The 16,988-nt window shown below is 70.4% G+C and carries 17 protein-coding genes; 7 read left to right on the forward strand and 10 right to left on the reverse strand.

Translation table 11 applies throughout. From position 1 onward, the window contains the following. The first annotated feature begins 99 nt into the window (after positions 1–99). The 5 genes from ACIRQH_RS02390 (at position 100) to ACIRQH_RS02410 (ending at position 5,874) form a co-directional block, all read left to right on the forward strand. A complete protein-coding gene (locus tag ACIRQH_RS02390; RefSeq protein WP_358817454.1) occupies positions 100–1,113 on the forward strand; it encodes a LacI family DNA-binding transcriptional regulator in 1,014 nt (337 codons plus the stop codon). Positions 1,114–1,256: 143 nt separating this feature from the next. Beyond that, positions 1,257–2,357: an ABC transporter substrate-binding protein gene (locus ACIRQH_RS02395; protein ID WP_358817455.1), complete on the forward strand. Its 1,101-nt coding sequence runs from the start codon at positions 1,257–1,259 to the stop codon at positions 2,355–2,357. A gap of 1 nt (position 2,358) precedes the next feature. Then, the gene (locus tag ACIRQH_RS02400; protein ID WP_404223752.1) at positions 2,359–3,900 is read left to right on the forward strand and encodes a sugar ABC transporter ATP-binding protein; all 1,542 of its coding nucleotides are present in this window, start codon (positions 2,359–2,361) and stop codon (positions 3,898–3,900) included. Next, positions 3,893–4,855, forward strand: a complete 963-nt coding sequence (locus ACIRQH_RS02405; RefSeq protein ID WP_388865451.1) for an ABC transporter permease — start codon at positions 3,893–3,895, stop codon at positions 4,853–4,855. Before ACIRQH_RS02400 ends, ACIRQH_RS02405 begins: the two co-directional genes overlap by 8 nt. Next, positions 4,852–5,874 (forward strand): ABC transporter permease, encoded by a 1,023-nt coding sequence (locus ACIRQH_RS02410; protein WP_404223754.1) that lies wholly within the window; start codon positions 4,852–4,854, stop codon positions 5,872–5,874. Before ACIRQH_RS02405 ends, ACIRQH_RS02410 begins: the two co-directional genes overlap by 4 nt. A gap of 107 nt (positions 5,875–5,981) precedes the next feature. On the opposite strand, the gene ACIRQH_RS02415 is transcribed toward ACIRQH_RS02410, so the two are convergent. From ACIRQH_RS02415 to ACIRQH_RS02435, 5 genes are all read right to left on the reverse strand, one after another. Beyond that, a complete protein-coding gene (locus tag ACIRQH_RS02415) occupies positions 5,982–6,611 on the reverse strand; it encodes a class I SAM-dependent methyltransferase (RefSeq protein WP_388865447.1) in 630 nt (209 codons plus the stop codon). Positions 6,612–6,764: 153 nt separating this feature from the next. Continuing rightward, positions 6,765–7,349, reverse strand: a complete 585-nt coding sequence (locus ACIRQH_RS02420; RefSeq protein WP_404223756.1) for an HIT family protein — start codon at positions 7,347–7,349, stop codon at positions 6,765–6,767. A 76-nt stretch (positions 7,350–7,425) separates the two neighbouring features. After that, positions 7,426–7,629, reverse strand: coding sequence for a cold-shock protein (locus ACIRQH_RS02425; RefSeq protein ID WP_037622929.1), 204 nt, complete (start codon positions 7,627–7,629; stop codon positions 7,426–7,428). Positions 7,630–8,033: 404 nt separating this feature from the next. Next, positions 8,034–8,720: a lamin tail domain-containing protein gene (locus ACIRQH_RS02430; RefSeq protein ID WP_388932101.1), complete on the reverse strand. Its 687-nt coding sequence runs from the start codon at positions 8,718–8,720 to the stop codon at positions 8,034–8,036. 363 nt (positions 8,721–9,083) lie between these two features. Beyond that, positions 9,084–9,536, reverse strand: a complete 453-nt coding sequence (locus ACIRQH_RS02435; RefSeq protein WP_404223758.1) for an iron chaperone — start codon at positions 9,534–9,536, stop codon at positions 9,084–9,086. A 164-nt stretch (positions 9,537–9,700) separates the two neighbouring features. Between ACIRQH_RS02435 and ACIRQH_RS02440 the strand changes: the two genes are divergently transcribed. Continuing rightward, entirely contained in the window at positions 9,701–10,309 is a 609-nt protein-coding gene (locus tag ACIRQH_RS02440) for a TetR/AcrR family transcriptional regulator (protein ID WP_358817463.1), read from the forward strand. Positions 10,310–10,345: 36 nt separating this feature from the next. On the opposite strand, the gene ACIRQH_RS02445 is transcribed toward ACIRQH_RS02440, so the two are convergent. After that, positions 10,346–11,584: an MFS transporter gene (locus tag ACIRQH_RS02445; RefSeq protein WP_404223762.1), complete on the reverse strand. Its 1,239-nt coding sequence runs from the start codon at positions 11,582–11,584 to the stop codon at positions 10,346–10,348. 380 nt (positions 11,585–11,964) lie between these two features. On the opposite strand from ACIRQH_RS02445, the gene ACIRQH_RS02450 reads away from it, so the two are divergent. Beyond that, positions 11,965–13,473: a hypothetical protein gene (locus ACIRQH_RS02450; RefSeq protein WP_404223764.1), complete on the forward strand. Its 1,509-nt coding sequence runs from the start codon at positions 11,965–11,967 to the stop codon at positions 13,471–13,473. Between the two features lie 18 nt (positions 13,474–13,491). Here ACIRQH_RS02450 and ACIRQH_RS02455 read toward each other — a convergent pair whose 3' ends face one another. The 4 genes from ACIRQH_RS02455 to ACIRQH_RS02470 form a co-directional block, all read right to left on the reverse strand. Then, positions 13,492–14,253, reverse strand: a complete 762-nt coding sequence (locus ACIRQH_RS02455; protein ID WP_404223766.1) for a hypothetical protein — start codon at positions 14,251–14,253, stop codon at positions 13,492–13,494. Between the two features lie 55 nt (positions 14,254–14,308). Continuing rightward, positions 14,309–15,181, reverse strand: coding sequence for a TauD/TfdA dioxygenase family protein (locus ACIRQH_RS02460; RefSeq protein WP_388865433.1), 873 nt, complete (start codon positions 15,179–15,181; stop codon positions 14,309–14,311). 82 nt (positions 15,182–15,263) lie between these two features. Then, positions 15,264–15,962 carry a hypothetical protein gene (locus ACIRQH_RS02465; RefSeq protein ID WP_404223768.1) on the reverse strand — a complete coding sequence of 233 codons (699 nt, stop codon included), beginning with the start codon at positions 15,960–15,962 and terminating at the stop codon, positions 15,264–15,266. Continuing rightward, a complete protein-coding gene (locus ACIRQH_RS02470) occupies positions 15,907–16,977 on the reverse strand; it encodes a GSCFA domain-containing protein (RefSeq protein ID WP_404223770.1) in 1,071 nt (356 codons plus the stop codon). The genes ACIRQH_RS02465 and ACIRQH_RS02470 overlap by 56 nt, the downstream gene beginning before the upstream one ends. Positions 16,978–16,988: the final 11 nt, after the last annotated feature.

Genomic DNA, 16,988 nt, shown 5'->3' on the forward strand with positions numbered 1-16,988 from the left:
GGAACGGGAGTTGGCATCACAGCACGGGTCCCGGCCGCTGTCCAGGGTCATGACAAACACCCAGGTGGCTGCGGCGCACATCGATGAAGAGGAGATCCCTTGCGGGTCAGCCTGAAGGACGTCGCCGAGCGGGCCGGCGTCTCGATCAAGACGGTTTCGAACGTCGTGAACAACTATCCGCACGTCACCCCGGCCATGCGGGCCCGGGTCCAGGAGGCCATCGACGCGCTGGGCTACCGGCCGAACCTCACGGCCCGCCACCTGCGCAAAGGCCGCACGGGCATCATCGCCCTCGCCGTTCCCGAGCTGGGCAACCCGTACTTCGCGGAGCTGGCCGGAGCCGTCATCGACGCGGCCGCCGAGCACGAGTTCACGGTGCTCCTCGACCACACACGCGGCGACCGCGAGCAGGAGGTGCTGGTCAGCCAGGGCTTCCGGGCCAACGTCATCGACGGCCTGATCCTCAGCCCGCTGGAGCTGGAGGCGGAGGACCTGCGGTCGCGGACCGACGACGTGCCGCTCGTCCTCCTCGGCGAGCGGGAGTACGAACTGCCCTACGACCACATCGCCATCGACAACGTGGCCGCCGCGCGGAGTGCGGTACGCCATCTGCTGAGCCGCGGGCGCTCGCGGATCGCCTATCTGGGCGCCCGCACCGACGCGGCCAACCAGCCGGCCCACCTGCGGCTCGCGGGCTGGCGCGAGGAGCTGACGGAGGCGGGGATTCCGGCGCCGGACGACCTGGTCGTGCCGGTCGGCGGCTGGGACCGGGACGAGGGCGCTCGGGGCATGGCCCATCTGCTGGACTCCGGGGTGCGTCCGGACGCGGTCTTCGCGTACAACGACCTGGTCGCGATCGGTGCGATGCGGGTGCTGCACGAGCGCGGACTACGGGTGCCGTGGGACGTGGCGGTGGTCGGTTTCGACGACATCGAGGAGGGGCGGTTCGGCGCCGTCACGCTGACGACGATCTCGCCGGACAAGCAGGCGATCGCGCGGATGGCGGTGGCCTCCCTGCTGCGCAGTCTGTCGGGTCGCACGGAGCCCGGCGGACGTGAACTGACCGCGGATTTCCGGCTGGTGGAACGTGAGAGCACGCTGGGGCGACGCTGACGGGATTTCGGAAGGAGGGCTTTACAGCCCTCTTCCAACGATGTAAAAACCTCCCGGGAACGCCAAGTACGCAGAGTTGACCGCAAGAGCCGATCATCCCCGGGAGCGCAATCAGCGCCGGGGCCGCGCCGTTTGGGGACTCCATGAAGCCACTCACACCTCGCCATCGCACCGCTGCCAGGACCCTTCTCGCCACCGGCCTCATCACGAGCCTCGCGCTCGTCTCCGGATGCGCGAAGTCGGAGGACGACAAGGCCGACACGGACAAGAGCTCCGCGAGCCAGGACGACCAGGGGCAGGTCGTCGCCTCTCCGTCGACGGGTTCGGGGCCGACCTGCGCCATCGACGCCTACGGCGCGAAGAAGATCGACCTGAAGTCGGCCACCGTCGGCTTCTCCCAGTCCGAGAAGGAGGCCAACCCCTTCCGGATCGCCGAGACCGCGTCCATCAAGGCCGAGGCCAAGAAGCAGGGCGTGAAGCTCCTGACGGCCAACGCCCAGTCGCAGTTCTCCAAGCAGATCAGCGACGTCCAGGACCTCATCGCCAAGGGCGCCGACCTGCTGGTCATCGCGCCGCTCAACTCGGACGGCTGGGAGCCGGTGCTGCGCTCGGCGTCCGCCAAGCACATCCCGATCATCACGATCGACCGCAAGATCAACGCGGCGGCCTGCAAGGACTACGTGAGCTTCATCGGCTCCGACTTCGTGGAGCAGGGCAAGCGGGCCGCCGACCAGATGATCGAGTCGACCGGCGGCAAGGGCGAGATCGCCATCCTGCTGGGCGCCGCGGGCAACAACGTGACGACCGAGCGCACCAAGGGCTTCGAGGACCGCCTCAAGGAGAAGGCCCCCGGCCTGAAGATCGTCTTCAAGCAGACCGGTGACTTCGCCCGGGAGAAGGGCCAGTCGGTCACCGAGAACCTCATCCAGTCCAAGCCCGGCATCACCGGCATCTACGCCGAGAACGACGAGATGGGCCTCGGAGCGGTCAACGCCCTCAAGGGGGCGGGCAAGCAGCCGGGCAAGGTGAAGATCGTGACCATCGACGGCACGCGCAACGCCGTCCAGGGCATCGTCGACGGCTGGATCGACGGGGTCATCGAGTCGAACCCGCGCTTCGGTCCGCTGGCCTTCCAGACGCTGGACACCTTCACCAAGGGCGAGAAGGTCTCCCAGAACATCGTCATCCAGGACAGCGCGTACACCAAGGACAACGCCAAGTCCGACGTGGGCAAGGCCTTCTGACATGTTGTCGGTCTCCGGCCTGTCCAAGACCTTCCCCGGCGTGAAGGCCCTGTCCCATGTGGACTTCACGGCCCGCGCCGGGGAGGTGCACGCGCTCATCGGGGAGAACGGCGCCGGCAAGTCGACGCTCATCAAGGTCCTCACCGGCGTCTACCAGCCGGACGAGGGCGAGGTGACGTACGACGGCGCCCCGGTCCGCTTCGCCGCGCCGCTCCAGGCGCAGCACGCGGGCATCTCCACGATCTACCAGGAGGTCAACCTCGTCCCGCTGATGACCGTGGCGCGCAACCTCTTCCTCGGCCGTGAGCCCCGGAACAGGCTGGGGCTGATCGACTTCCGGCGCATGCACCGGGAGGCGGACACCGCGCTCCGCGACCTCGGTCTGCGGGTGGACGTGCGCCGCCCGCTGCGCGAACTGGGCGTCGGCGCCCAGCAGATGGTGGCGCTGGCCCGCGCCGTCTCCGTCGACGCCCGCGTGGTCGTCATGGACGAACCCACCTCCTCGCTCGAACCACGCGAGGTACGGACCCTGTTCGGCGTGATCCGCATGCTGCGCGAGCGGGGCATCGCGGTGATCTACGTCAGCCACCGGCTCGACGAGCTGTACGAGATCTGTGACGCGGTCACCGTGCTGCGCGACGGCAACGTCGTGCACACGGGTCCCATCGCCGAACTCGACCGGCTCCGGCTGGTGGCCCTGATGCTGGGGCGGGAGATGTCCGACGTGCGGGAGGCCGGACTGACCAAGTTCGCCGGCCACCACGACACGGAGGCCGAACCGATCCTCCGTGCAAGCAAACTGACGGTCCGCCACCAACTGGACGAGGTGTCGGTGTCGGTACGCCCCGGAGAGGTGGTGGGCCTCGGCGGGCTGCTCGGTTCCGGCCGCAGCGAGACCGCCAAGGCCATCGCGGGGGCGCTGCCCACCGACTCCGGTCAGGTCGTGGTGGCGGGGGTGCGGGTCCGCACCGGCTCGACCCCCGCCGCCATCCGCGCGGGCATCAGCCTGCTGCCCGAGGACCGCAAGGCCGAGGGCATCGTGCCGGGCCTGTCGGTCCGCGAGAACATCGCGCTCGCCGCCCTGCCCGGGCTCTCCCGCTTCGGCCTGGTCGACGAGGCCCGTATCGACCGGATCGTCGACACCTTCATCAAGCGGCTGCGCATCAAGGCGGCGAGCCCGCACCAGAAGGTCGGCGAACTGTCCGGCGGCAACCAGCAGAAGGTGCTGCTGGCCCGCTGGCTGGCCATGCAGCCGAAGGTCCTGCTGCTGGACGAGCCGACCCGGGGCATCGACGTGGGCGCCAAGGCGGAGGTGCAGAAACTGATCGACGAACTCGCCGACGACGGACTCGGCGTCCTGCTCATCTCCTCGGATCCGGAGGAACTGATCGAGGGCAGCGACCGGGTGATCGTCCTCAAGGACGGAGCGGTGGTGGAGGAGCTGACCGGCGACGCCGTCACCGAGGACCGGCTGATGCGCGCCATCGCCGCGGCGCCCGCCGCCACCGCCGTCGGCACCGGCCCGGGAGGCCACGATGACTGACCTGACACTCGGCCGGGTGACCGCGGACCGCGACCGGCTGCTGGGCCTGCTCCAGGAGTACGGCGTCTACCTGGGCGTCGTGGTCCTGCTCCTGGTGAACACCGTCTTCACCCCGCACTTCCTGTCCACCGAGAACTTCCGCACCCAGGCGGTCCAGGTCGCCCCGGTGATGATCGTGGCACTGGGCATGGCGCTGGCGATCGGCAGCGAGGGCGTCGACCTGGCCGTCGGGTCCGTGATGGCCCTGTCCACCTCGCTGCTCTCCCTCTATCTCGGGTACGGACCCTGGCTCGCCATCCTGATCGCCCTGGTGGGCGGCGTCGTCGTGGGTGCTGCCAGCGGGTCGCTCATCGCGTTCGTGGGCGTGCAGCCCATCGTCGCGACGCTGGCCCTGATGGTCGCCGGACGAGGGCTCGCCCTGGTGCTCCTCCCCCAGCTCAAGGACGTCCGCGACCCGACCATGGCGGATCTCGGCTCGGGCGATGTGCTGGGCGTCCCGTATCTCGTGCTGATCGCGGCGGCCCTGGCGCTGCTCGTCGCGTTCGTCGTGCGACGCACCACCTTCGGCCGTCAGCTCCTGGCGATCGGCGACAGCCGCCCGGCGGCCAAGCTCGCCGGACTGCCGGTACGGCGTGTCCTGATCCTCGTGTACGTCTGCTCGGGAGTCCTCGCCGCGATCGCGGGCGTGCTGGCCACCGCGCGGCTGACCGCGAGCGACCCGACGTCGCTCGGCAACCTGATGGAGCTCTCCGCGATCACCGCGGTCGTCGTCGGCGGCACCCCGCTGAGCGGCGGCCGGGTCCGGATCGGCGGCACGGTCGCCGGCGCCGTCCTGATCCAGCTGCTCACCACGACGCTCATCAAGCACGATCTGCCGCCGTCGTGGACCCAGATCGCCCAGGCCGTGGTGATCGTCCTCGCCGTCTACGCGGCACGGGAACGAGGAAAGCGATGACGACCGACGTGGACACTCCGGTGAGCGACAGGACCACGGCCGAGGAGGAACCGCTCGGCGCCACCCGCTCCGAGCGGATCAGCGCCCTCGCCCAGCAGCACGGCGCGCTGGTCACCCTGATCGTGGCCATGATCGCCGCGACCCTCAGCTTCGACACCTTCCTGACGTCGGACAACCTGGAGAACATGGCGTTGTCCTCGGCGTTCCTCGCCGTGGTCGCGCTGGGCATGACCTTCGTCATCGTCACCGGCGGCATCGACCTCTCGGTGGGCTCGCTCTTCGCGCTCGGCGGAGTCCTGGCCGCCTGGGGATCGCAGTACGGGACCGTGGTCGCGCTGCTGCTCCCGCTGGCGGTGTGCGGGCTGATCGGCCTGGTCAACGGGCTGCTGATCGCCCGTTCGCGACTGGCCCCCTTCATCGTCACGCTCGCGTCCATGCTCGGCGCCCGCGGGATCCTGCTCTCGGTCACCGACGAGGGGTCCAAGACCTATCTGGTGGACAAGGGGTCGTTCTTCGCGAAGCTGGGGCAGGGCACGCTGTTCGGCGTCGGCCTTCCCGTGTGGATCACGCTCGCGCTGTTCGTGCTCGGCGCTGTGGTGCTCCGGCGCACCCGTTTCGGACAGTACGTGTACGCCGTCGGCGGGAACGAGGACGCGGCGGCGCTGATGGGCGCCCCCGTGGCCCGTACGAAGATCTCCGTCTACGTGCTCTCGGGTCTGTGCGCCGGGCTCGCCGGAGCGCTCAACGCGGCCTGGCTGGTGTCGGGCGTGACGATCCTCGGCTCCGGCATGGAACTGGAGGCGATCTCCGCGGTCGTCATCGGCGGGACGCTGCTGACCGGAGGGTTCGGCTTCATCAGCGGCTCCCTGGTCGGGGTGCTCCTGCTGAAGGTCATCCAGAACGTCATCAATCAGATCGGCTCCCTGGACTCGGCCTACCAACAGGTGGTCAGCGGGGCGTTCCTGGCCGTCGTCGTGATCGCGCAGACCTGGCTGGGCCGCAGGCGTCGGGTGCTCTGAGGGCGTGTCGAAGTACTCCGGTCCGTCGGACGCGGGAGTGCGGGCGCGTCGGCCGGGCGGGCGTCCGCGGTGTTCACCGCGGGCGCCCGTTCGCTGTTCGCGTCGGCTCACACCCTCGTCATGGCCACGCGCCAGGCGCGGATGCCCACCTCGTCCAGGGTGATCTCGATGGTCGCCGGCTCGATGGCGTCGATCCGCAGGGCGTCCTCGAACGTCTCCGTGATGTCGTCCCGCGACAGCCGGTGCGGTCCCCTGCGGCCCGACTCCGGTTCCCTGTCGCTGAAGCAGAGCATGAAGTAGCGGCCGTCCCGGCGCAGGATCTCGCGCAGCCCGCTCGTGAAGGCGGGGCGGTCGTCCGGGGCGAGGAGATGGAACAGGCCGGAGTCGAGCACGGTGTCGAACCGCTCTCCCAGATCGGTGAGCCGCCGGGCGTCGTGATGCAGGAACCTTACGGTGGCCCCGCGCCCGCGCGCCTTGTCCTCGGCCGCCCTCAACGCGGTGGCGGCGAGGTCGATGCCGGTGACGTCGAGGCCGAGGCCGGCGCACATGAGGGCGTGCTCGCCCGTTCCGCAGCCGACGTCCAGCACCCGTCCCCGGATGGCGCCCGACCGGGCGAGATCGAGGAGGGCCGGCTGCGGACGTCCGATCTCCCAGGGCGGCCGGACGGCGTACAGATCGTCCAGTTCCTGCCAGGGGTCGGGGGGTCCGGGGTCTTCGGGCGAGGGCTGTTCGGTCATGCCATCGGCCTTCCATCGCCGCCGCTGCCCGGCTCCATTCCGGCGCGTGTCACGGCAGCGCTCAGGCGGCCGACTCTACGCCGAGGGTGCTCGTCGTGCCGCTCGTGACCGTCGAGTGGTGCGGGTCGTCGCGTGCCGCGGGGAGTGAACGCCTCAGGGCTGTGTGGTGCCCGGCGGGCGGGTCGTGCCGCGGACCTGCGTCGTGGACGATCGGACGCCGTCGGCCGGCCCGAGGAGCTCCCTCAACCGGTCGCAGACGCGCCCTACTTCGGGAGCCGGGGGCAGCTGGCCTGCCTCGCCCATGGCCAGTTGCAGCGCGGGCCCGAAGGTGCCGAAGCGGTCCATGTCGGCGCGGGTGACCGGCTGGACGACGAAGTGGATGTGGCCCGGCACCCCGCCGACGTGCGACCACAGGCACACGTACACCTGCTCAGGGTCCATGACCGCGGTGACGGCGGCGCTGACCCGCTGCAACAGCGGGCCCAGTTCGGCGGACTCTCCCGCCGTCAACTCGGCGACGTGCAGGACGTGCCGCGCCGGCTTGACGACGACGGTTCCCAGTCCGAAGGGGCCGACGCAGTGCTCGACCACCCATGCGTCCGTACGCAGGACGGCCCCACCCGGCAGAACGGCGTCGCCCGTCATCAGGTCGCACGCGAGACAGCCGCGCACCGGGCCGGGCTCCTCGCCCGACGGGGCTCCGCCCATCCCGTACCCCGGCCTTTCGTGCCTGGTCACGTGCGTGGTCCCCGGCCGGGCACGGTGTCTCGGGCGTGAACGCTCCTTGAGACACCGTGCCGGTGTTGTGCCGGGATCAGGCGGGGGTGATGTTCTCCGCCTGCGGGCCCTTCTGGCCCTGCGTGATGTCGAACGTCACGGCCTGGCCTTCCTGGAGCTCACGGAAGCCGGTGGCGTTGATGTTGGAGTAGTGGGCGAAGACGTCGGGGCCGCCCCCGTCCTGCGCGATGAAACCGAAGCCCTTTTCGGCGTTGAACCACTTCACGGTTCCGCTGGCCATGCCAATGCCTCTCAATTCAATGACGGATCCGCACCACGCGGACCCGGAGGTGGTCGTCCTGGTCCTCGGGCACTGCACAGCAAAACGCCCGCACCAAAGCGCGGGCGAGGACTGCGAACCACGACATCTGCCGGAGACGTTACACGGAGACTTCACCCCTCACCAGAGAGCAAGGACCCTCAGGTGAAACAGTGTTGCCCGGGGTTACGGACATTTCGGCGTGAGCCGTCACAGGACCCCTCCGACGCTCCCGTACGCCCGAAACGGGGAAGACCCGCACCGGGGGGTGCGGGTCTTCCGAGGCGAGGCCGTCGACCGGGTTCCGGTCCGGTGGACGCAGGGCCTGGCAGAGCCCTGGTCGGTTCCGGACGGCATCCTTGGGCGGCCTCGCTGCCAGGAGGTGCTCAGTGGCCGTCGTGCCCGCGGCCGCGGTCACGGTCGTGGTCGTGACCGTGGTCCTGCCCGCGGCCGGTGTTGCGGTCGTGGTCCTGCCCGCGGCCGGTGTTGCGGTCGTGGTCACGGTCGCGGCCGGTGTTGCGGTCGTGGTCACGGTCATGGCCCTGTCCGCGGTCGTGGTCACGACCGTGGTCCTGGCCGCGGCCGGTGTTCCCGTCGTGGTCACGGTCGTGGCGCTGGCCCCACGAGACGCTGTCGACGAAGCGGCCGTGGTCGGTCTTCAGCGTCGCGACGTCGGAGCGGTTGTCCCACACCTCGCGGCGGCGGTCCTGGAACAGGTCCTTCGAGGTGTCGTGACCTACTCCGGTGTGGACGCGGACGGTGGAACGGGCCGCCAGGCGGTACTGGTGGAACGTGTAGCGGTTGCCGTCCCGGTCCGAGAGCGTCCAGCCGTTCAGGCTGACGGCGCGCCACGTGGAGTTGGTGACCTCCACCCACTCGCCGTTCAGCGAACGGTTCGAGCGGCTGTCGACGCCGGGCGCGTCGCTCTGCACCCGGCTGATGGCGACGGGCGACCGCTCGGCACGCGGTCCCGGGGCGGCGGAGGCCGACACCGCGGCCGAGCCGACCAGCGCGCCGGCGGCCAGAGCCGCGGCCACCAGACGACGGACCGGGACGGACGTGTAAACAGACATGAACGCTCCTAGAGGTGCGAGAGCCGGCCACACCCCACGACATCGCCCCTGGAGAGGGGTTGAAGGGTGCGGCCTGTGCGAATCCCGGCCCACTGGCCGAGGACCCACAACTTCCTCCTCGCACCCGCCGCACGGCGGGCGACACGGGAGCGCTGTTACCAATTGCGCACATATCGGTTACAGAAGGCTGCATCGTCAATTTATGCACTGAATAAGGATGAATAGCCCACTCCGGGCGTCAACTCCCGTACACCTCACGTCATCCGGTCGCCGCCGGTTCGACCCCCTCCCCCGTGCCCGCCCGGCCGCCACCCGAAAGTGGGTAACAGCGCCCGGGCCAGGTTCGGGCACCGCCGGGGGGTCTCAGCCCAGCGCCTGCTTCACGAGGGCCTCGATGCGCTTCTCCACCGCGTCCGTCACCTCGGTGAGAGCGAAGGCGGACGCCCACATCGTTCCGTCGTCCAGCTTCGCCTGGTCGCTGAACCCGAGCGTCGCGTAACGGGCCTTGAACTTCTCCGCACTCTGGAAGAAGCACACGACCTTGCCGTCCAGGGCGTAGGCGGGCATTCCGTACCAGAGCTTCGGCGCGAGGACGGGCGCGCTCTTCGTGACGACGGCGTGGACGCGTTCGGCCATCGCCCGGTCGGCGTCCGACATCTCGGCGATCTTCGCGAGCACGTCCCCCAGCGCCTCGGCGGCCTTGTCCGCACGCGAACCGCGGCGCGCCGCCTTCTTCAGCTCCTGGGCGTGATCCTTCATCGCGGCCCGCTCCTCGGCCGTGAATCCCTCGTGCTTACCGCTTTCGGTGCTGCTCATGGCAGATCATCCCCTTGAGAATTCGACGAGGCGGGATCGTGGGCGTCCGCATTGCTGACGCACCACCGTCCGGTCAACGACACGCACCGTGCCGATCGAGACTGAATACTGTTCGCCGTGACCGCCGTTGTCAACGGCACGCCACGTGTCGATAGAGTGTCGTCATGACCGACACGCCTCCCACACCACGGCGCCGGGGTTCCGTCCGCACCGAGGAGCTGCTGAAGGCGACCCTCGACCTGGCGGCGGAGGTCGGCTACGCGGGCCTGAGCATCGAGGCGGTCGGGCGACGCGCCGGGGTCGGGAAACACACGATCTACCGGCGCTGGCCCTCGAAGGCGGCGCTGTTGCTCGACGCGCTCAGCCGGGTGTGGACGAGCGACCTGGACTACCGCGACACGGGGGACGTCCGCGCGGATCTGCGGGAGCAGTTCCTGCGCTCCGGACAGGCCCTCTCCATGCCTCCGATCGGCCCGGTGTACCGAGCGGTCATCGCCGAGGCACAGGCCGACGCCGGTCTGCGGGCGACACTCCACGAACGGTTCCTGGCCACCGTGGAGCGCAGCACCCTCGACCGGATCACCCACGCGCAGGCCACGGGCGAACTCGCCCCGGACGTCGACCTGGAGTTCGCCGCCGAGGTGCTGTGCGGTGCCCTGTACTACCGCAGCCTGCTCTCTGCGCGACCGATCGACGAGGCCGCGGTCGACGGCCTGCTGGACATGTTCATGGCCGCATACGGGACGGCCGGCCGGGCAGCCCACGGCCCCTAGCGGTCCTGCCCGCCGTCGACTTGGACACGAACGGCGTCAGGCGGCGCGGGCCGTCTGCGCACGGGTGAGGGACGACGGTCGCGCGCTCCGCTGACGCTGGGCCCAGCGGACGGCGAACGGCGCGGCCAGCCCCGCCACCGCGAACAGGGCCCCCACGACGTACCAGCCGGGGCGGCCCCAACTGACGCAGAGCGCGATGAGGAGAGCCGGACCTACGGCCTCGGCCAGTCCCGCACCCAGGCCGAAGACCCCCAGGTACTGGCCGGTGGCATGGGGTGGAGCGAGGGTGAAGGAGACTTCGAACCCGGCTGCGGAGTGCCACAGTTCGCCGAGCGTGTGGACGATCACGGCGGCGATGAGCAGCGTCGCGGCAGCCCACGCCGGTACGCCTGCGGCCAGCGGGACCATCGAGCAGGAGACGAGGAACGCCACCCCGGCCCGGCGGTAGGCGTGGCCGCCCGCCGTCGGTGAGTCGACGCTGCGGCCGGCCCGCACCTGGAGGGCCACGACCATGACCGTGCCGGTGAGCATGGTGCCCGAGATGAGCCAGCGGGGGGCCTCGGTGGCGCCGACCAGCCAGAGCGGGATGGCGACGGTGAGCACCTTGAACTGGATGGCCATGACGCCGTCCACGGCGGTGAGCAGGAGATACGGACGGTCTCGGAGGGCGCTCCAGCGGGGCCCTCCGACGGGCTCGGCGACGGGCGCGACCGGAGGGAGAAGGAACAGGAGTGCGGCCGCGACCAGGAAGGCGACGGCGTTCCCGATGACCATGAGCTGGTACGCGGTGAGGGTGCCGACCTGCACGACCCATCCCGCGGCGAGGGCGCCGAGGGAGACGCCGACGTTGGTCACGGCGCGGAGGTAGGCCCGGAACTGCTGCGGCCGGTCGCCGCCGTAGTGCCTGATGAGCGGGGACCGCGCGGCCGTTCCCGCGGCCTTCGCACCGGTGGCCGCGCAGACGGCGAGCACGAACGGCCAGAAGCTGTCCGCCAGGACGAAGGCGGCCGTGGTCAGGGCCTGGATCAGGAGGGTGGCCATGTACACACCGCGCGCGCCGTACCGGTCGGCGAGATGACCGGCGGTGACACCCAGGGCCAGCGCGACGATCCCCGCGATGCCGAGTCCGAGTCCCACCCGGCCGGCCGGAAGGTGAACGGCCTGCGTGAAGTACAGGACGCCGGCGGTCAGATACATGCCGCTGCCGACGGTGTAGACGAAGTTCGAGGACGCGAGAACGCGCTGCGGTCCGGTGTCCGGGATCAGGCGGGGCATGGCAGAACTCCACGTCACGGGGCAGCAGATGCGGAAGGTAAGGACCAGTAAAGCTTGTTGGGTATTACCTGCGCGAGCAAGAGGCGTGTCGTCAACGGGTAGATCTCCCGACCCGACCCGACCGGACCGGACCGGACCGGACACGTCCGACCGCAGCGCCCGTTCAGCACGAAGGGGCCCGAACCGTACGGCAGTTGAAACGCTCGGGGCGGCCGGGGTGGATGGTGTCGGGCGACACGCGCACGCGGTGGCGCACCCTCTGTCGCCGCTCGCCGACTGACCGTACGCTGACAAGTCCTGGAACATCGGGCGTGATTGACGGGGGGAACGTCATGTCCTGGGATCAGCACGGATCAGGTGACCACTTCGTCGTTCCACCGATGCCGACGGCACCGCCGCCCGCCCCGGCCGACCCGTGGCGGGCCGTCGGGGTGGCACTGCTCAACCTCTCGGGGCTCGGGCTCGGTTACGCCGTCCTGCGGCGCTGGGTTCTGATGGCCGTGTGCTGGGTCGCGACGGCCATCCTCCTCCTGGTGGCCCTGCCCGCGGACCCGGACGGCATCCCGGGCGCGGCGGTCGTGATCTATGTTCTCTTCCTGCTGCTCGCGGCCGCTCACGGCGCCTCGGTCGGCCTGCGGACGCGGCTCGCCTTGCTGCCGAGTGCCCTGATCGCTGCGGTGCTCGGCCTCGTGCTGCTGGCCGTCCCGGCCGGAGGAGTCGCCCTGTACGGCGACGCTCGCGACGAAGCCACCGAACAGATGCTGCTGGACCGGCTGGAGCGGGCGGACCACCTGGTCGAGCAGTCCGGGAAGCAGCCGTTCCGGACGGTGGAGGCCGACTACCGCCGCGCCCTCGCCGTCTACGACGGGCTCAGCGACGACCACCCGGGGTCACGCGCGGCCCAGCATGTCCCCGACCGCCTCAAGACGTACTACGCCACGGTCGCCGCCCCCTACGAGCAGAAGGACTACTGCGCCGCCGTACCTCCGTTGACGTACCTCCGTACGGTCCCGCGCACGATGGCCAAGAAGGCGCTGGGCGACCTGACCACCTGGCCCGACGACCGGCTGGCCACCTCGCTCTACACCTGCGCGGCGACGGCACTCGGTGCCGGAGCGGGCGACTGGACGACGCCGTTCGGCGAACTCCTGTCCACGTTCCCGAAGTCCGAGCAGGCGGGCAAGGTGGAATCCGCCGTGCGGGGCGCGGTCGACAAGACGGTCAAGTCGGTGGGCGGTGACGACCCCTGTGCGGCGGTCGACCGGTTGGAGAGCCTCAGTACGCAGGTGCGGGGGCTGCACGGCAAGGAGGCCGGGCTCGACGACGCCTTCGGCAAGGACGCCGACAGGGCGGCGCGGAGCGCGAGTTCGGGTACGTACGCCTGCGGGGTGGACCAGTACAAGGACCGGAACTACAGCGAGGCCGTCACCACGATGAACGACTTCGCCAAGAACAACCCGCACGACAGGAACCGGGCCCGCGCGCAGAAGATCGCCATCGCCGGCGAGGTGGCCCAGACGGTGCCCGCGGCCGGCAAGCGGCTGCCGGGTACGGCCTCGGGCGGCAGCATCGCCGTGACGGTCAAGAACGACAGCCCCGACGACATCACGGTCCTCTACACGGGACCCGTGACCGGCAGCTTCACCCTCAAGGCCTGCGGGAAATGCTCCACCTACTCGCTCGGCAGCACCATCACCATCGGCTTCAAACCGTGCAGCGACAGCAGCAGGAACTACCCCCAGAAGACCATCCGCCTCCCCGTCGGCACCACCTACTTCGTCCACAAGTCCCACACCGCCACAGCCAAGACTCCGGCCTCGGACACGGCAAAACTGCGGTCGGGGTACGTGTACACCGAGTGCGCGTATACGACGAGTTACGGGTACTGACGCCGGCGGCGACCGGACTCAGAGGGCGACCCCTTCGGCCTTCCACCACCTCACGGCTGCTACCAGGCCACTCGCGAGGTGGAGGAAGGGCGGCGGGTGTTGGGTCTTCCCGGAGGCGGATGCGGCGCGGGCCGTGGCTCGGGTCTGGGAGGACGGGAACGTGGCCGTGTAGGCGGCGGGGTCGGCGCGGGCGTAGGCGTGGGACAGGGCCGGGGTGAGGACGTCGGCGTGGGTGGTGGCGAACGACTCGGCGTTCGTGGCCGTGCTGAGGCGGGCGTACGTGTGGCCGTACTCGTCGGCTTCCGTGGCGGTCCGGCCGTTGGCCAGGGTGTAGTCACGGGCGTTGGCGTGCGCCTCGGCGTAGGCGCTCGCGTGCGGGTAGGCCCTGCGGTAGGTGGCCAGGAGCACCGGGTGGAGGGCGGTGGCCCAGTCGGGTGCCGGGGCGAGGGTGCCCTCGGCGGCGCGCAGGTGGAGGTCGATCAGCGGTTGCACCGGGATGGGAGTCCGCCCTGGCTCGGTGCGGCCGGTCGGATCGGTGGCGGCCAGGAGGGGCAGGGTTGTCCGGGCGTGCCAGTGGTGGAGTGCCCGCAGGCCAGCGTGCCGGAGCGCGTCCGGGCTGGGGACGAGGTCCTCGTCCGTCGCGAGACCCTCCCGCAGTGCCGAGGTCAGTTGTTCGGTCCAGTGTGGTGGGGTCGCCGGGACGGGTGCCTCCCCGGAGCCGGCGGTCGCCGGGGCCTTCGCTGTCGTCCCGGGCGGTTCGGTGGCGGGCGTCGTGTGCATGGACGGTGTCCCTCGGTCCGGGGAGGCGTACGCGGTCGATCGGCCTTGGGTGACGTCAGGCCTGTGGGCGGGTGCCGTTGATGGCGACGCGGCGCCCGTGGCGGCTGTGCGGGAAGTAGTCCCAGACCGCGTGGTGCTGCACGCAGCGGTTGTCCCAGAACACGAGGGTGCGCGGCTGCCAGCGGACGCGGCACTGCAGCAGCGGGGTGCGGGCCATGTGTGCGTAGAGCATGTCCAGGAGAGCCGTGCTCTCGGGACGCGACAGCTGGGTGATGTGCGACGTGTAGGGGCCGTTGACGAACAGCAGCTTGCGGCCGGTGTCGGCGTGCCGGACGACGACGGGGTGTTCGGTGCGCGGGACGTCGTACTCGGGCGGTATGGGCTGTCCCATCCAGGGCAGCGCGCCGTCGTGCACGGCGGTCAGACCGTCCAGGAAGGTGCGCATGGCCGGGGACAGCAATTCGTAGGCGAGGTGCATGTTCGCGAACAGGGTGTCGCCGCCGCTGCCGCCCTCGGGGACGGTCGTGATGTGCAGCATGGATCCGAGGGAGGGCTCGGCGTCGGCGGTGCCGTCCGCGTGCCATCCGTTGCCGGCGACCGCGCGGGACTCCTTCGTGGCCCTGATCTCCAGCACGTGGGGGTCGCTGCCCTCCTCCGGAAGCGCGACCGGGTGGAGTTCGCCGAAGAGGGCGGCGAAGCGCTTGTGCTGTTCGGTGGTGAGGTCCTGGTCGCGGAAGACGAGGACGTGATGGTCGAGGAACGCGGAGCGGATCTCCTTCTCCTGCTGCGGCGTGAGTTCCTCGCTCAGGTCGACACCGGACACCTCGGCTCCGATGAGCGGAGTGATCGTGTCGACGGTGATCGTCCCGTAGGGCTCGGCGGGGCGGGTGGTGATCCGCTCGACGGCTTCCAGTGCGTACGGGTCCATGGTGTCCTCGCTGGTGGTAGGGGGTGGGAGGAGAGCGGTGCGCGATGGGGAACAGTGGGGGGGAAAGGAACAGGGAGAGGAGTCACAGGCCCCGGTCGAGCAGTGCGGCGACGATCAGGCGGCCGAAGGCGAGGCTGCCGTGGATGGTGTCGTCGGGTTCGCAGAAGGGGGCGCGTTGCAGGCCGTCGGTGGCGGTGACGTGGGCACGGAGATCGACGGTCTCGATGCCGCGGGCGCGTAGTTCTTCGTGGAGGACGTCCTGTGCCGCGAAGAAGACCTGGGGATCCGCCATGCCGGGGACGCGTTGCGGGGGAAGCAGGGCGAGCGTGCGAGGTCCGAGGGCGGCGGCACGGTCGTAGAACGCCAACGCACCGCCGGCTGTGGCGCGCACGAGGTCGCCGAAGTGCGCGCTCGTGAGGAACCCGGGCGTGTAGGCGCCTCGGGCGTCACGGTGTACGGACCAGTTGGCCGCCGTGGCGACGGTGTGGACGCCCAGGCCGAAGGTGCACACCAGCGGCACGGTGAGCCGTCCGAGTGCCGGGGTGTCGAGCGTGTCGAGGAACCCCCGGTACAGGCGTTCGGCCTCCGGGTCGCGGAAGGTGATGTCGTCCTCGCCCCGCCGGTCGAAGAACGGTCCGAGGAAGTCCCGTCCGGAACCGATCGGGCCGCCGGCGAAGGGCAGGCCGGCCTCGCGCGCCGCCCGGCCGACGGCTCCGGCGTGGGAGTCACCGAGCAGGAGGAACCGCGCCCGGTCCGTAGTAGTCGAGTACGGCGTCGTCACACCATTGCTCCTCTCCACCGTGGCTGGACGGGACCGGGGTGTCGGCGGGGCTGTCACCGGACGGCCGCCCGGCGGTTCCCGCGAAGAAGTGGCGCATCACGAAGGCGACCCCGTCGGGGGTGACCGTGCGCAGGTTGGGCCCGTAGAACATCGCGCGGTAGGGGAATCCGGTGACGATCTCGTACGAGGGGAAGTAGTCGACGTCCTCGTGCTCGTCGGCGAGTTGACCGGCCGCGGACCGCAGGACGGACTTGGAGTGGATGGTGGCGACCAGGGCGTGTCGTCCCGTGGCGGTCGCGGTGAGCGGGACCGGCGACACCGTGAGGAGCGTCCGGAGGCGGGAGTTGACGCTTCGCGCCATGTCCAGCGCGGCTCTCAGGTCGTCGGTCACCTCGGCGACCGTGTGGTTGCGCAGGACGTGCCGGGCGGGGTCGAAGGTCCCGCCGACGGTCCCGGGGCACATCGGCAGGACGGTGTTGTGCCCGGTGTCCCACCAGGCCTCGGTGAGGCCGAGCGTGAAGACGAGGACGCGGGCCCTCGTCAGCGCGGTACGGATCGCGGCGAGGGTCACCGAGCGGCCGGCGAGGGCTTCCTCCGGAGAGGTGAACCCGCCCGGCTGAACTGTCGGACGGTAGGGGTCGATCAGGCCCTTCCCGGACGTCCACCATTCCTCTGGGGGCTTCTCCTCCTCCAGCGCCCAGGCGATCCACTGGCGCAGGGCGGCGGCCGTGTAGATGTTGCCGGTGCGGAAGGAGAACCGGCGGTAGCCCCGTTGCTCGCGCTCGGCCGGAGTCAGTCCGGGAGGCGGGAGTTCGGCGTCGTACCAGTGCATGCCCTCGGCGAGCAGCGCGGGACCGATGTGCCGGGCGAAGCAGGAGCCGGCGGTCACCACCGGATCATCCTGCCCGATGGGGAACTTGGGGCTCCAGAGGTCGGCGATGTCCAGGGGGTCGGGTTCCGCGACGGCGGTTCGCCAGAACGAGCGGGCCGGCAGTCGGATGTACGGGTGTGCCACGGGGTGGGTCT

The organism is Streptomyces sp. NPDC102279, assembly GCF_044766365.1.
Taxonomy (GTDB): Bacteria; Actinomycetota; Actinomycetes; order Streptomycetales; family Streptomycetaceae; genus Streptomyces.

Excerpts from the sequence above, each read along its gene's own strand:
- ACIRQH_RS02455 (WP_404223766.1), bottom strand. The coding sequence starts at position 14,253 with ATGCACACGACGCCCGCCACCGAACCGCCCGGGACGACAGCGAAGGCC.
- ACIRQH_RS02425 (WP_037622929.1), bottom strand. The coding sequence starts at position 7,629 with ATGGCCAGCGGAACCGTGAAGTGGTTCAACGCCGAAAAGGGCTTCGGT.
- ACIRQH_RS02400 (WP_404223752.1), top strand. The coding sequence starts at position 2,359 with ATGTTGTCGGTCTCCGGCCTGTCCAAGACCTTCCCCGGCGTGAAGGCC.
- ACIRQH_RS02395 (WP_358817455.1), top strand. The coding sequence starts at position 1,257 with ATGAAGCCACTCACACCTCGCCATCGCACCGCTGCCAGGACCCTTCTC.
- ACIRQH_RS02435 (WP_404223758.1), bottom strand. The coding sequence starts at position 9,536 with ATGAGCAGCACCGAAAGCGGTAAGCACGAGGGATTCACGGCCGAGGAG.
- ACIRQH_RS02445 (WP_404223762.1), bottom strand. The coding sequence starts at position 11,584 with ATGCCCCGCCTGATCCCGGACACCGGACCGCAGCGCGTTCTCGCGTCC.
- ACIRQH_RS02430 (WP_388932101.1), bottom strand. The coding sequence starts at position 8,720 with ATGTCTGTTTACACGTCCGTCCCGGTCCGTCGTCTGGTGGCCGCGGCT.
- ACIRQH_RS02440 (WP_358817463.1), top strand. The coding sequence starts at position 9,701 with ATGACCGACACGCCTCCCACACCACGGCGCCGGGGTTCCGTCCGCACC.
- ACIRQH_RS02410 (WP_404223754.1), top strand. The coding sequence starts at position 4,852 with ATGACGACCGACGTGGACACTCCGGTGAGCGACAGGACCACGGCCGAG.
- ACIRQH_RS02415 (WP_388865447.1), bottom strand. The coding sequence starts at position 6,611 with ATGACCGAACAGCCCTCGCCCGAAGACCCCGGACCCCCCGACCCCTGG.
- ACIRQH_RS02460 (WP_388865433.1), bottom strand. The coding sequence starts at position 15,181 with ATGGACCCGTACGCACTGGAAGCCGTCGAGCGGATCACCACCCGCCCC.
- ACIRQH_RS02405 (WP_388865451.1), top strand. The coding sequence starts at position 3,893 with ATGACTGACCTGACACTCGGCCGGGTGACCGCGGACCGCGACCGGCTG.
- ACIRQH_RS02450 (WP_404223764.1), top strand. The coding sequence starts at position 11,965 with ATGCCGACGGCACCGCCGCCCGCCCCGGCCGACCCGTGGCGGGCCGTC.